Source organism: Vibrio hepatarius (genome assembly GCF_001274785.1).
GTDB classification, from domain to species: domain Bacteria; phylum Pseudomonadota; class Gammaproteobacteria; order Enterobacterales; family Vibrionaceae; genus Vibrio; species Vibrio hepatarius.
In genome coordinates this window covers 144,388-158,317 of sequence record NZ_LHPI01000003.1, presented here as the reverse complement: position 1 = coordinate 158,317, position 13,930 = coordinate 144,388, and the positions used below count along the sequence as shown (strand labels likewise).

15 protein-coding genes are annotated in these 13,930 nt (G+C 46.0%); 12 read left to right on the top strand and 3 right to left on the bottom strand.

Going from position 1 to position 13,930, the window contains the following annotated elements; all coding sequences use genetic code 11:
• Nucleotides 1-51: 51 nt before the first annotated feature.
• The 4 genes from ihfB (at nt 52) to pyrF (ending at nt 2,731) form a co-directional block, all read left to right on the top strand.
• Nucleotides 52-333 (top strand): integration host factor subunit beta, encoded by a 282-nt coding sequence (gene ihfB, locus AKJ31_RS06045; protein ID WP_053408205.1) that lies wholly within the window; start codon nt 52-54, stop codon nt 331-333.
• A 140-nt stretch (nt 334-473) separates the two neighbouring features.
• Nucleotides 474-752 (top strand): LapA family protein, encoded by a 279-nt coding sequence (locus AKJ31_RS06040; protein WP_053408204.1) that lies wholly within the window; start codon nt 474-476, stop codon nt 750-752.
• A gap of 28 nt (nt 753-780) precedes the next feature.
• Complete coding sequence (lapB, locus tag AKJ31_RS06035; protein WP_053408203.1) at nt 781-1,950, top strand: lipopolysaccharide assembly protein LapB; 1,170 nt, start codon at nt 781-783, stop codon at nt 1,948-1,950.
• Between the two features lie 85 nt (nt 1,951-2,035).
• Nucleotides 2,036-2,731, top strand: a complete 696-nt coding sequence (pyrF, locus tag AKJ31_RS06030; RefSeq protein ID WP_053408202.1) for an orotidine-5'-phosphate decarboxylase — start codon at nt 2,036-2,038, stop codon at nt 2,729-2,731.
• Between the two features lie 66 nt (nt 2,732-2,797).
• Here pyrF and miaE read toward each other — a convergent pair whose 3' ends face one another.
• Both miaE and AKJ31_RS06020 read right to left on the bottom strand, forming a co-directional pair.
• A complete protein-coding gene (gene miaE / locus AKJ31_RS06025) occupies nt 2,798-3,577 on the bottom strand; it encodes a tRNA isopentenyl-2-thiomethyl-A-37 hydroxylase MiaE (protein WP_053408201.1) in 780 nt (259 codons plus the stop codon).
• An 81-nt stretch (nt 3,578-3,658) separates the two neighbouring features.
• Complete coding sequence (locus AKJ31_RS06020; RefSeq protein WP_053408200.1) at nt 3,659-4,423, bottom strand: hypothetical protein; 765 nt, start codon at nt 4,421-4,423, stop codon at nt 3,659-3,661.
• Between the two features lie 298 nt (nt 4,424-4,721).
• Here AKJ31_RS06020 and cysB point away from each other — a divergent pair, with 298 nt between their 5' ends.
• The 6 genes from cysB to AKJ31_RS05990 all read left to right on the top strand — a co-directional run bounded on the left by cysB (nt 4,722) and on the right by AKJ31_RS05990 (nt 11,493).
• Complete coding sequence (gene cysB / locus AKJ31_RS06015) at nt 4,722-5,696, top strand: HTH-type transcriptional regulator CysB (RefSeq protein ID WP_053408199.1); 975 nt, start codon at nt 4,722-4,724, stop codon at nt 5,694-5,696.
• Nucleotides 5,697-5,783: 87 nt separating this feature from the next.
• Nucleotides 5,784-6,977, top strand: a complete 1,194-nt coding sequence (locus tag AKJ31_RS06010; RefSeq protein ID WP_053408198.1) for a methyltransferase — start codon at nt 5,784-5,786, stop codon at nt 6,975-6,977.
• 165 nt (nt 6,978-7,142) lie between these two features.
• Nucleotides 7,143-8,108: an ABC transporter substrate-binding protein gene (locus AKJ31_RS06005; RefSeq protein ID WP_053408197.1), complete on the top strand. Its 966-nt coding sequence runs from the start codon at nt 7,143-7,145 to the stop codon at nt 8,106-8,108.
• Between the two features lie 62 nt (nt 8,109-8,170).
• Complete coding sequence (locus AKJ31_RS06000) at nt 8,171-9,115, top strand: ABC transporter permease (protein ID WP_053408196.1); 945 nt, start codon at nt 8,171-8,173, stop codon at nt 9,113-9,115.
• Nucleotides 9,112-9,906, top strand: coding sequence for an ABC transporter ATP-binding protein (locus AKJ31_RS05995; RefSeq protein ID WP_053408195.1), 795 nt, complete (start codon nt 9,112-9,114; stop codon nt 9,904-9,906). Before AKJ31_RS06000 ends, AKJ31_RS05995 begins: the two co-directional genes overlap by 4 nt.
• 123 nt (nt 9,907-10,029) lie before the next feature.
• Entirely contained in the window at nt 10,030-11,493 is a 1,464-nt protein-coding gene (locus AKJ31_RS05990; protein ID WP_053408194.1) for a sensor domain-containing diguanylate cyclase, read from the top strand.
• Here the strand turns inward: AKJ31_RS05990 and dusC are convergent.
• Entirely contained in the window at nt 11,490-12,443 is a 954-nt protein-coding gene (dusC, locus tag AKJ31_RS05985) for a tRNA dihydrouridine(16) synthase DusC (protein ID WP_053408193.1), read from the bottom strand. The two genes, AKJ31_RS05990 and dusC, sit on opposite strands and share 4 nt — an antisense overlap.
• Nucleotides 12,444-12,635: 192 nt before the next feature.
• Here dusC and AKJ31_RS05980 point away from each other — a divergent pair, with 192 nt between their 5' ends.
• Both AKJ31_RS05980 and lolA read left to right on the top strand, forming a co-directional pair.
• Nucleotides 12,636-13,250 (top strand): SEC-C metal-binding domain-containing protein, encoded by a 615-nt coding sequence (locus AKJ31_RS05980; protein WP_053408192.1) that lies wholly within the window; start codon nt 12,636-12,638, stop codon nt 13,248-13,250.
• 82 nt (nt 13,251-13,332) lie between these two features.
• Entirely contained in the window at nt 13,333-13,929 is a 597-nt protein-coding gene (gene lolA, locus AKJ31_RS05975; protein WP_053408191.1) for an outer membrane lipoprotein periplasmic chaperone LolA, read from the top strand.
• The last annotated feature ends 1 nt before the right edge of the window (nt 13,930 follow it).

Here is a 13,930-nt window from a genome sequence, read left to right as displayed (position 1 = left end):
AATTGGTATTACTTACTATAATAAGTGATAAATTACTCTATGAGGGAAACTATGACTAAGTCTGAGCTAATCGAACGACTCTGCGCTGAACAAACTCACCTTTCAGCTAAAGAGATTGAAGATGCTGTAAAAGACATTTTAGAGCATATGGCTTCAACATTAGAAAGTGGAGACAGAATCGAAATTCGTGGTTTCGGTAGTTTCTCTCTCCATTACCGTGAACCTCGAGTAGGGCGTAACCCGAAAACAGGTGACAAGGTAGAATTGGAAGGTAAATACGTACCTCACTTCAAGCCAGGTAAAGAGTTACGTGAGCGCGTAAACATCGACTAAATGTCGAAAAAGTACATGTGAAATAGCGGCATACTGTAGGTATGCCGTTTTTTTATTTGTTGATTTACCGAGATAACCATGGTTTGTTCAGTGCTTTTACTGCATAATCGTAACAGCTAATTTTTCTCAGGTGATGGATTATGAAAATTATAAAAATCGTTATCGTATTGGCTTTATTTTTAATTGCACTGGCCTTAGGTTCTCAAAACCAAGAAATCGTTAATTTTAATTACTTGGTTGCTCAAGGTGAATTCCACCTTTCTACTCTTCTAGGCAGTGTATTTGTCATCGGTTTCGTACTTGCATGGACTATTTTTGGCAGCTTGCATCTAAAATCACAGCTCCAAGTGCGCAAACTTAAGAAACAAGTGAAAAAGCTTTCTCCCGCGATTAGCGAGTCCGAGCAATCTAAAGCTTAAAATAGGTTATAGGTAGGCTGTTCACTCGATGTTAGAAATACTGTTCTTGTTACTACCAATCGCTGCCGCATACGGTTGGTACATGGGTAATCGCAGCGCCCAGCAAGACAAGCAGAAACAATCGAATCAAATCTCTCGCCAATACGTGACGGGACTTAACCTGCTGCTATCAGATCAGTCTGATAAGGCGGTTGATCACTTTATCGAGCTTCTCCAAGTTGACAACGAAACGATCGATACTCACTTAGCTTTGGGTAACTTGTTCCGTTCGCGAGGTGAAGTAGATCGTGCGATTCGCATCCACCAGAATTTAATCTCTCGTTCTGGTCTCACTATCGACCAAAAAAATATCGCACTGCAGCAGTTAGCCAAAGACTATATGGCGTCGGGTTTTCTTGACCGAGCAGAAAAGATTTTCGAGCAGTTGGTCGATGAACCAGACCATAAAGAAGCCGCACTGACCCAGTTAGTTCTTATCTACCAGCAAACGCGTGAATGGGCCAAAGCGATTCATTACGCCACTATTCTAGTTAAGCTAGGACGCACACGTATGCGCAATAGTATCGCCCACTTTTGGTGTGAATTGGCGATGCAAGAAAAAGCCGAAGGTAACGACGCTAAAGCGCTGCAACACTTTAAGAAAGCGTTGTCTGAAGACCCTAAGTGTGTTCGGGCAAGTATCGCTTTAGGTAAGAGCTATCTAGAAAACGAAGACTACCAAAACGCGATCAAGTACATGGAGACGGTACTTGAGCAAGACAGCGAAATGGTGAGTGAAGTCCTGCCGACTCTTGCTGACTGTTACTACCATTTAGGGCGGGAAGATGAGCTACTTGATTTTCTACGCCAGTGCATTGTTGCCAAAGCTGGCGTATCCGCAGAGCTGATGCTTGCTCAATTGGTTGCTCAGCTTGAGGGTACGGGCGCAGCACAGGAATTATTAACCCGCCAATTGGTAAAGAATCCAACTATGAAAGGTTTCTATCGTTTGATGGATTACCATCTTGCTGAAGCCGAAGAGGGCCGAGCTAAAGCGAGTTTGGCAACCTTGCAGAAACTGGTTGGCGAACAGTTAAAAGTCAAACCGCATTACCGTTGTAGAAAGTGTGGTTTCTCCACCCACTCGATGTATTGGCACTGTCCTTCGTGTAAGGGGTGGGGGACGATCAAACCAATCCGAGGATTGGATGGTGAATAGTTTTTGATGCAGCTGACAGAGTTTCTGTCCGCTGCATTTTTTTAGCCTTTTGTTTAACAAAAAACCAAAATAATTAGGAGATGAAATGATCGACCAAAAAGTTATTGTCGCACTGGATTATGACAACCAAGCAGATGCGCTTGCGTTTGTAGATAGAATTGATCCTTCGTCATGCCGCCTGAAAGTTGGCAAAGAGATGTTTACACTATTTGGTCCTGATTTCGTTAAAGAGTTACACAAGCGCGGTTTCTCAGTATTTCTTGATCTTAAATTCCACGATATTCCAAACACTTGCTCAAAAGCAGTACGTGCAGCGGCTGAGATGGGCGTTTGGATGGTGAATGTACACGCGAGTGGTGGTGAACGCATGATGACAGCATCGCGCGAAATCCTAGAACCTTATGGCAAAGACCGCCCGCTGCTTATTGGTGTGACGGTATTAACCAGCATGGAACAAAGCGATTTGGCTGGCATCGGCTTAGACGTTGCGCCTCAAGAGCAAGTGATTCGTCTTGCGACGCTAACTAAGAATTCTGGCCTCGACGGCGTAGTGTGTTCCGCACAAGAAGCATCGATGCTTAAAAGCCAGCTAGGGCAAGAGTTTAAACTCGTGACTCCGGGTATTCGTCCGGCAGGTGCAGCCGTTGGTGACCAAAAACGTATTATGACACCGGTTGACGCGATTCAAGCGGGCTCAGATTATCTGGTAATCGGTCGGCCAATCACTCAAGCTGCTGACCCAGCCGCGGTCTTGGCAGAGATTAATGCGACACTGAAGTAGTTTTTAGTACCGTAGATTAATTAGAAAGGCCCGCTAAAGTTGCGGGCCTTTTGCGTTTTTGAACTATTAGACTGTGGCTTGAGGGACGCCACTGTGAAATTTGAAATCCTCATCTGGTGAAGAAATCAGTGACGCTTCAAGTTCACCAAAAAATTGAACGCGTTGTGAGATATCTTTACCAGCAATTTCTTCCGCTAAAGTCAGGTAATCCTGATAGTGACGCGCTTCTGAGCGTAGCAGCGATATGTAGAACTTCGCGATATCATCGTCCATATGAGGGGCCAGTTTGGCAAATCGCTCACACGAACGTGCTTCTATATATGCGCCGATAATCAACTTGTCGATCAGTGTCTGCGGTTCGTGCGTCGCCATTTCTGACAGCATCCCCTTTGCGTAGCGGCTGGCTTGTACAGGCTCATAAGCGATACCACGGCTGTCCATGATCTCTAAGACTTGATAGAAATGGTGCAGCTCTTCTTTAATCAGCAACACCATCTTATCGATCAAATCTTGGCTATAAGGCGAGTTTGATTTCGCCATGATGGCTTTGGAGATATTGCTTTTCCCTTTCAGTGTTTCAAGGCTGCCCGTCTTTCTATACGCGAAATCTTCGTATGGTTTAAACCAGTCGAGCAGGTTGTGGGCGCTGCTTTTATCGACGGCATATTTGCGGATTAAGTACATGGCTGATTGACCAGCTTTCAACTCACAAAGCAAATGGTCAATGAGGACCGTTTTTAGATTTTCTGGCTTCTTCGCTTCATCTATCCAAGCGTTTGGTGTCGAGCATTGAAGAAAGCTGTTTATCGGTTCTAGCAGTGAGTCGTAAGTTTTTAGATCAATCATTGCGCCACTAATACAAATCTAGGTGTAGAAATAGAAAAGGCCGCATCAGCGACCTTTAAAGATGAAATTGAGGCAATTATATTACCATTTTTTCTTTTCACCAAAGATAACGTTCATGTCATCTTGACGCTCTTTATCTTCACGAATATGCAGTTCTTGAGCTTGTTTGTTCTGGCGAGAACGTTCTAATTCGTCATGCATGTTCTGAAGTTTTTCACGCGCTTGAACAGAGTAGTTATCATTCTTAGTGCTAAGTGCATCCAAACCTTTACGCAGAAGCTGTAGTGCAGTTCCTGGTTGGCCACGAACGGTCGCTTCTTTGGCTCTTTTAATAACGTTTTCGATATTGATGCGGATTTGGATCGTCTCTAAGCGTGAATTTTCTGCCACATACGCTTGGGTTTCGAAACGGCCCTTATTGTGTTCACTGCGGATGGTGTCACGCAAGCGCTTAACGAGTTTCAGCATCATAATGGCTTGTTTGTCATTACTCGGCACTTTAAAGTTTGTGCCCTCGTTAACCGGGTAGTTTTCTTTTACCTGTGCAATCTGCTGTTTTACATTCTCGACGCGTTGAGCAAGCTGTTTGTTCTTCGGATCCAAGTCCAACATGCTTTGTAGCGCATCAAGAATACGAGTGTTTAGACACAGAATCAGTTCTTTGCTGTACGGAATATGATTCGCATGACCGATCAACTCTTCGGTCGCGTCGATGATTTGGATATAGCGCGAGCTTTCTTGCTTCTTCGCAGTTTCAACTTTGACCTTGTACTGCAACATGATGTTATAGCCAAGAATTAGAGCTAGTAATATGACGACTAAAGCTATGATTAAACCAATATACATAAATTCCGTATCTTTTCGTTTCCGGTGGCTAGCAAATTAGGATACACGATACTGCCAACGCTCTACACTGATTTTTGTATTATTACTCACGAGTTAGCAATTTCGAAATCAAAAACCTAACCAGTTTATTGAGAATGAGGAATTGATTGCAAATTCCCCACATTGTTTTCGGAACTTTCTGGCTTCATCACGTGATTCTAGTCAGGACTATCAATTTTCTACTGGAGGCGTTATAACTAAATATTATAAAATATGATGTCATGATCGTGGTGAGTCGCTAAGGGAGTGCGAGTTAGGAATGAAGTTACAGCAATTGAAGTATATTGTTGAGGTCGTTAACCACAACTTAAATGTGTCAGCCACCGCTGAAAGCTTGTATACCTCTCAGCCCGGGATCAGTAAGCAGGTGCGTTTACTGGAAGACGAGTTAGGTATTCAGATATTTGAGCGTAGCGGCAAACACCTCACACAAGTTACTCCCGCTGGCGAAGAGATCATCCGTATATCGCAAGAGATATTAGCGCGAGTCGAGAGCATTAAATCGGTCGCGGGTGAACATACCCACCCAGACATGGGGACGTTGAACATTTCAACCACTCACACCCAAGCCCGTTACGCGCTACCTGAAGTTATCAAAGGCTTCACCGCCCGCTATCCAAAAGTTACGTTACACATGCATCAAGGGACGCCTGCGCAGATGTCTGAATCTGTCGCCAAAGGCACTGCGAACTTTGCGATTGCTACCGAAGCACTACATCTATACCAAGACGCGATTATGCTGCCTTGTTATCACTGGAGCCGCTCGATTGTCGTGCCTAAAAATCACCCTTTAGCGACCAAAGAGAAGTTGAGCGTTCAGGACTTAGCGTCTTATCCGCTAGTGACCTACATTTTTGGTTTCTCAGCTGGAACTGAACTCGACAACGCATTCCATAAACATGGCCTAACGCCGCGCGTGGTGTTTACTGCAACCGATGCCGATGTGATTAAAACGTACGTACGTATGGGATTAGGAGTGGGTGTGATTGCCAGTATGGCGATTGATAAAGAACTCGACTCTGATTTGGTTGTGCTCGACGCCAGTCATATCTTCGGCCGTACCACTACCAGTATCGGTTTCCGACGTGGCACATTCTTGCGCTCTTATATGTACGACTTTATGGAGCGTTTTGCGCCTCATTTAACCAGACCTGTTGTCGAACAAGCCGTATCGCTAAAGTCGAATGCGGAAATCGAAGAAATGTTCAAAGATATCGAGCTGCCTTTTCGCTAGATAGATGCATTTTCTGCATGCTGAAATCATTAGCGCGTTTTCTTCTTCACGCGCGTTGGCTAAAATAGTCGGTCAGCAGGGGGATGCATGCAGCAACAATTTCAACAACTCGATACTGTTTTAAATCGCTACCAATCGTTTTGGCGCTTTGAGCCATTTTTTCAAAGCTTAGACCAAGACTTACCTTGGGTTGAGCGCTCTCCCCAGCTATGCGAATGGTTAAGCTCGCTGTCTAATCAGCAAATTGAATTCTATAAAGAGCACAATGACGAGTTGGGAAATGAGCTTGCGCGCTTGTTACCAGAAACGCATATCCTCTCTCAACTGACGACACTTCGGTCAATTCCCCTTGAGGGCATAACGCTTCCGAGAGGTGTCGATGCCGGTATCCCCGGTCGAAAGCTCGAGCAAATTACGTCGATGAGCGAAGCTGCACTCAAGCATCACGCAGGTAGTGAATGGCTTGAATGGTGCTCGGGGAAAGGTTTTCTTGGCAGGATATTAGCCAGCCAAAGCCAGCAGTCTGTCACTAGCTTTGAGTTTCAAGCGGCCCTGTGCCAAACAGGGCAAAAAGAAGCAGACCAACAAGGTCTACCGATGCACTTTGTGCGGGGCGATGCACTATCAAACGACGCGACTTCTGTGATGAACCCAAATCAGCATGCAGTCGCGTTGCACGCATGCGGCGACCTGCATGTGTCGTTGATTCGGCACGGTTGTCGAAAAGGGCTGCCTGCGATGACGATTTCACCGTGCTGCTATCACCTTATTCAGCACGACCGTTATCAACCTCTTTCAACTGTTGCCAAAGCGTCGGCTCTGACACTGTCTAAAAATGAACTGCGCATCCCATTGCAAGAAACCGTGACGGGTGGTGAGAGGGTTAAGCGTCATCGATACTTAGAAATGTGCTATCGACTCGGCTTTGATTTACTGCTGCGGTCGGAATGCGGTTTCCAGCACTATGAACCTGTTCCGAGTATCAAGAAATCATTATTGGCTTGCGGCTTTGATGCTTTTTGCCACTGGGCAGCGCAGCAGAAGGGAGTCACTCTACCTACGTTTGACGCGGAACATTATCTAAAGCTTGGTGAGACACGCTACTGGCAAATGGAGCGCCTTAGTTTAGTGCAACAGATCTTTCGACGAGCATTAGAGCTGTGGCTGGTCTTCGATAAAGCCATCTATCTTGAAGAGCAAGGGTACAAGGTCGAGGTTAACGAGTTCTGCTCCAAGCAAATTACTCCGCGCAACATATTGATCCGAGCGGTGAAAGCCTAACTCTACCCATCTCTGATTTTGTTTATATCTTGTTAAATCCTGCTTCCCTTTCTAGCAAGTTATTGGTAATAATGATTTATGCGTACATAAAGTGCGCAATTCATATAAAAAACTATATAACGATATTTGCACACAACATCATATTGCTGAAATCAAGGAGTTAAGATGAAAGCAGGAAAAGTCATTGCGACCGCAGTTCTAGCCGGCGCAACCCTACTGGCTTCGACAAGTATCATGGCAAAAACTGCCAAAGTTGCCGTTTCACAGATTGTTGAACACCCAGCGCTCGACGCAACCCGCCAAGGGTTGATTGATGGCCTTAAATCAAAAGGATATGAGCAAGGTAAAAACCTCGATTTTGACTACAAAACCGCACAAGGTAACCCTGCTATCGCGGTCCAAATTGCGCGTCAGTTTGTCGGTGAACAGCCGGACGTGTTAGTTGGTATTGCCACGCCAACCGCACAAGCACTGGTTTCAGCAACTCGTACTATCCCAGTGGTATTTACCGCCGTTACAGACCCTGTGGGCGCTAAACTGGTTTCAAGTATGGAGCAACCAGGTAAGAACGTGACGGGTCTATCAGACCTTTCTCCAGTTGCTCAGCACGTCGAGCTAATTAAAGAAATCCTGCCAAATGCAAAATCTATTGGTGTTGTGTTTAACCCAGGTGAAGCGAATGCTGTCGCTTTGGTTGATTTACTAAAACAAAGCGCTGAAGCTCAAGGCCTTAAAGTGGTTGAAGCAACAGCGCTGAAAAGTGCAGATGTACAGTCGGCAACTCAAGCGATTGCTGAGAAATCAGACGTGATTTACGCGGCAACTGATAACACGGTAGCCAGTGCGATTGAGGGCATGATTGTAGCGGCAAACCAAGCAAAAACTCCGGTTTTGGGCGGTGCAACGTCTTATGTTGAAAAAGGTGCGATTGCAAGCTTGGGTTTTGACTACTACCAAGTTGGCGTTCAAACCGCAGACTACGTAGCAGCGATTCTTGAAGGCGCGGCACCTGGTTCGTTAGACGTAAAAGTTGCGAAAGGTTCTGACCTCGTCGTGAATACTAGTGCAGCTAAGATGCTTGGCATAACCATCCCTGCCTCTGTGCTAGACCGCGCCACCAGCGTGAAGTAAGCCTCTAATAAGGAGAACACAGAGAGGTGTTCTCCTTTCCTCTAGCAGAAAAGGGAGTTTGTATGTCTGCTTTTGCATTTTTTGGTGCGCTGGAGATTGGGCTACTTTATGGCTTAGTTGCTCTTGGTGTTTACCTTACTTTCCGTGTTCTTGATTTCCCCGATTTGAGTGTTGATGGCAGTTTCCCGATGGGAGCGGCGGTAGCGGCAACGGCGATTGTTTCCGGTATCAACCCTTGGCTTGCGACGGGTATGGCGATTATTGCCGGTGGTATGACGGGTTGGGTCACTGCATTTCTTGCTGTACGTTGCGGCATTTTACACCTGTTAGCTTCTATTTTGACGATGATTGCTGCGTTTTCGATCAATATTCGTATCATGGGGCGTCCAAACGTTGCGCTACTCGGCGAAGAAACCATCCTGACTCCGTTTGAGTCGATGGGTGATCCTATGCTGTTGCGTCCGCTGGTGGTGGGTTTACTGGTCTTATTTTCCGCTTGGTTTGTGGTGCGTCTGCTTAACAGTGACTTTGGTTTAGGCTTGCGTGCGACGGGTGTTAACGCTCGCATGGTAAAAGCACAAGGCGCAAGTACCGCGTTTTACACTTACTTTGGTTTAGCACTTTCAAACGGCTTTGTTGGCTTTGCTGGTGCATTGTTTGCACAAACCAACAGTTTTGCCGATGTGACTTCCGGCGTGGGTACGATTGTCGTGGGTCTAGCGGCGGTTATTCTTGGTCAAACGTTAATTCCGGGGCGCAAGATTTGGGTCGCCGTGCTGGCGGTTGTACTCGGTTCGGTGTTGTACCGACTAGCGGTCGCGTTTGCGTTAAGTTCAGGTATGTTCGGTCTACAAGCTTCTGATTTGAATTTGGTTACGGCGGTGTTGGTAGCGTTTGCTCTGATTGCTCCGAAGCTTAAAGGAAACTTAAAAGCAAAAAAGGCTCTCGCGCCTGAATCAGGTGCCAATGGAGTAAAACCAAGTAAGAAGTCAGGAGATGTTGCATGATTCGTCTGGAAGATATCCAAGTAACCTTTAACCCAGGTACGATTTTGGAAAACAAAGCGCTTAGAGGTGTCTCGCTAGAAGTGCCAGAGCACGAGTTCCTGACCGTCATTGGGTCCAATGGCGCGGGTAAGTCCACCTTGTTAGGTGCGGTGACGGGCGAAACGCCGATGATCGGTGGTAAAGTGATCATCAATGAACTTGACGTTACTCGCCAAAGTGTTGACCAACGAGCGAAACAGTGTGCGCGCGTGTTCCAAGATCCGCTTGCGGGAACGTGTGGTGATTTGACGATTGAAGAAAACATGGCGCTTGCCTACATGCGTGGTAAAAGACGCGGCTGGAATTTGTCGCTCTCTGCTCAGCGTAGAAAACTGTTTCAGGAGCGAATAAGCATTCTAGGTTTGGGCTTGGAAGACCGATTGGGTGACAGTATTGGCCTATTATCTGGTGGGCAGCGACAAGCCGTCAGTCTTGTGATGGCGACGCTATCAGACAGTAAACTGTTGTTACTTGATGAACACACTGCGGCACTTGATCCAAGAATGGCGGCATTTATCATCGATCTAACCAAAAAAATTGTTAAGGAGTTTAACTTAACCGTGATGATGGTGACGCACTCGATGAAAGACGCGCTAGCTTGCGGAGACAGAACCGTGATGCTTCACCAAGGCGAGATTGTGCTGGATGTAGCAGGCGAACAACGTGCGAATATGCAGGTTGCTGACTTGCTAGAAATGTTCTCGAAGGTGAGAGGTGAAGAATTAGCCGACGACAGTTTGCTACTAAATTAATAATTTAGTTACATAATCGCGTCAGAAAATTCTCAAATTTCGTGGCATAGTTTAGAATAATAGCCCATTTCCTGTCAGGATATGGGCTTTTGTATTTTCTTCCTCACAGGGTAAAGCGATTTAATGCAGTTTACGAGACACTTCAGTCTAGGGTTCGTAGTTTCAGCGCCAGCGATATTGTCATTGGTGATTGTTGCGTTGATCTTAAGAAACCATATCGATACCGTGAATCGAGAGATCGATGATGCGTATCGCTGGATTGAAACATCGCTTATCCGTGCAACAAAGATCATTACGGTCTTGGATTACAGTTTTAGTAATTACTCGTATCCAGACTCCGACCTACTTTCTGAACACAGCAAAATCATCAATGACAACGTGTGCCAAATGTGGCCAATCGACAAGTCGTTGCTCCGTGAAGATAACCACGCTGAAAACGTTCCGATTGACGTTAAGTATCTAATCGTTGGAGAAAAGGAGCTGTGTGATGAGCAGAGTTATCTTTACCAACGAGCGTCAGAGCAAGTGTCTATTGCTCCTGTGCTGTCGTTTTTGCATGACATTGATGACTACCTTTTCGGGGTGCATTACATCGATAAAGAAGGGTACTTGATGTCGGCGCCTGTGACTTATGCCAAAGGCGTCAATTCAGAGTTACTCGCGACGATCAAAGCACGCTCAGCCTGGCGTGAGACATTGCAAAACGGTGATGTGATTACTTTACTCGGACCAAAGCCGCTGATAGGCACCAGTAAGCGAGTGTTCAACATGATGATGCCGGTTTATGTACAAGGCGAACATCAAGGTGTACTTTCACTCGACATCTCTGCTGAAACTCTACTAGGTAACTACAGTAATTTAGTCACTGGTTCGATCCGAATGGTTGATACGTCGGTAGGAGAGATTCCCGAAAACTCGGTCCACATTAAACCGATAGAAATTGAAGGTGTTCACAGCAATCATTCGTTGTATTACGAGTTAGACTTGGTGAAGGAAACAAGGTTTTTCTTTTACGAAGAGCGTTACAACTTAGCCGTGATTCTGATCCTTTACGTGTTGTCCGTGCTGACGCTTTTCTTTATCAACACGCGAGTAGAGCGACGCCATTTCAAAGAGCTCGCGGCTAAAGACCCAATGACGGGATTGCTGAACCGCCGTGGTTTAGAGGAATACATCAGTAGCGCAACGAGAAGCGAATATGTCGCGCTTGCGGTATTGGACATCGATAACTTCAAATTGATTAACGACAACTACGGCCATGACATGGGTGATAATGTGATTTGCTATGTTGCAGACCAGATCGCGAATAGTACCCGTGACAGCGATGCTGTTGCCCGATTTGGTGGTGAAGAGTTCGTGATCTATTTGCGTGGTCGTGACCAAGATCAGTTGATCGCAACCTTAGAGCGTGTACGTACCATTATTGGTCAGGAGTCTAAACGCATTCTTGATTCAGGCTTTACGGTATCTGGCGGTGTGGTTGTGACCAGTTACGAAGAGAGTCGCGACTTTGATAAGTTATTCAAAGCCGCAGACGAAAAGCTCTATATCGCTAAAACGACAGGCAAAGATAAGTTGGAGTGCTAGGCGGCGATCAGTCGCTTTTGGTACTCAGTAATATGCGCAACAATTGGTTCTGCCTTGTTGTAGGTGCGGATCTCGCGGAACAAGTCTGCCGCTTCAGAGTATTCTTGTCGTAAGTAAGAGAACCACTGTTTGACGCGGTTAGGGTAGTAGAGCCCCTTGTCACCTTTCATTTCGTACTGAGAATAAACCAGTAGCAGTTTCACCACTTCGTCCCAAGGCATTTTACTGTGGTTGTGCTTGACCACATTACCTAGGTTAGGCACGTTAAACGCGCCGCGGCATACCATCAGCGAATCCACACCAGTGGTTTCAATGCAAGCCTGTCCGTCTTGATAGTTCCAGATTTCGCCGTTGGCAATCAACGGGATAGAAAATCGTTGACGGATCTGGTTAATGTAGTCCCACTTAATTTCACTGGCTTTGTAGCCACCTGTTTTGGTTCGAGCATGCACAGTTAACTCGTTGGCGCCAGCTTGCTCAACCGCATCGACAATTTCAAAGCAGTCTTCAGGATTGTCCCAACCAAGGCGAATCTTCGCCGTGACCGGAATGGTATCAGGAACTGCTTGGCGACACGCTTTCACGACGTTATGGATAAGTTCTGGGTGCTGCAGAAGTGCTGCGCCGCCTTTGCTTTTGTTGACCAGTTTTGCTGGGCAACCAAAGTTAAGATCAATGCCACGTGCGCCTAAGTCGGCTGCTCGAATTGCGTTTTCTGCCATCCAGTTTGGATCTTGACCGAGTAACTGGATATGCACAGGTACGCCAGATTTGGTCTGCGAACCTTGGTGCAGTTCAGGACAAAGACGATGAAATACGTGATCAGGGAGAAGTTGATCGACGACGCGGACAAACTCAGTGACACACAAGTCATAGTCATTGATATCTGTCAGGATCTCACGCATCAAATGGTCTAACACGCCCTCCATCGGGCCCAGCACTACTCGCATACAAACATACCTCTGTTTAAGGAGGCGTGATTTTAGAGTGTCACGAAGCAAATGTCACTTTCGATACCCAATTCGATAGTGATATTCGAAAAGAGAGGGCTTATTTGAGGAGTTTTCTCGACGCACAGTGACCTCGGTGCGTGCATAAGGTTATAATACGCCTAGTTTTAGAAGAAGTATCAGAAGCAAAACATGAAGTATCAATTATTGGCACTACCTGCATCTTGTAGTGAAGAGTCGGCGTATTTTCTCGAAGGTCTTACGTTAGCCGCAAATATGGCGACGAAACCTCTCGCGCCAGAAAGCTGGTTGGCGAATGTTTTTTCTGAACAAGCCGCAGAAGTGGGCAAGCCGATTGAAGAGCACATCACTCATCAATATCAACTGCTGAAGAGAAACGAATATTCTCTAATGGAGCTTCTTGAGCCAGAGCATAAGCTCGAACAACTTGCTGATGTAGCAGAAGGCTTTATGACTCTATGGCCTACAGTTGAACAGCAATGGCAAGAAGTTCAGGTTGGCGACGGTACGTTGCGCATGTTACAAGCGATGCTGACGACGATGATGCTCGCCATCGACGAAAATCAGACCCACGAGCAGATGAAAGCGGCGGGTATCGAGACACCGCCTGCGTTGGCTGATTTGATTGACCAACTCGACCTAATGATCGCCGAAGTCGCGCAAGCAGCAGACGAAGCCATGATTGGTGCAAAATCGCAGAGTGTGAACCCGTTTAAGGACATTGGTCGCAATGATCCATGCCTATGTGGCAGCGGCAAAAAATACAAACAATGTTGTGGGAAATAGAACAAAGTTAACTTTGCTCGGTCAAACTTAGTCGTTATCAAAGCTATAAACGCTTTACCTGCGTCTAAAAAGGAAAGATTAAATGAAGAAACTAGCCGCATTGCTTTTTATGAGTTGTTCAGTATTTGCTGCGCCGAAAGATGAGCTCAATCAGCGTTTACAACAGACGGAAGGCTTCAGTGCCGAGTTTACTCAGCAAGTGACTAGCCCAGATGGCGACGTTGTGATGGAAGGGGAAGGGAACGTTGAAATCTCACGTCCAAGCCTATTCCGTTGGACGACCACAATGCCGGATGAAAATGTATTGGTTTCTGACGGCAAGACCTTATGGTACTACAGCCCGTTTATCGAACAGGTCAGTATTTATTGGCAAGAGCAAGCGACAGAGCAAACGCCGTTTGTTTTGCTGACGCGTAATCGAGCGAGTGACTGGGACAACTATAAAGTCTCTCAACAAGGTGACGTGTTTACATTAGTTCCAACTGCAGAAGACAGTAATCAAGGTCAGTTTAAGTTGGAAATTGATAAAAAAGGGGCGGTAAAAGGCTTTAGTGTGATTGAACAAGATGGGCAAAAAAGCGCGTTTTTGTTCAACAATTTAGACCTAAGCAAACCCAAAGCCGATCGCTTTACCTTCACCATTCCGCAAGGTGTTGAGGTTGACGACCAAAGGAATTAAC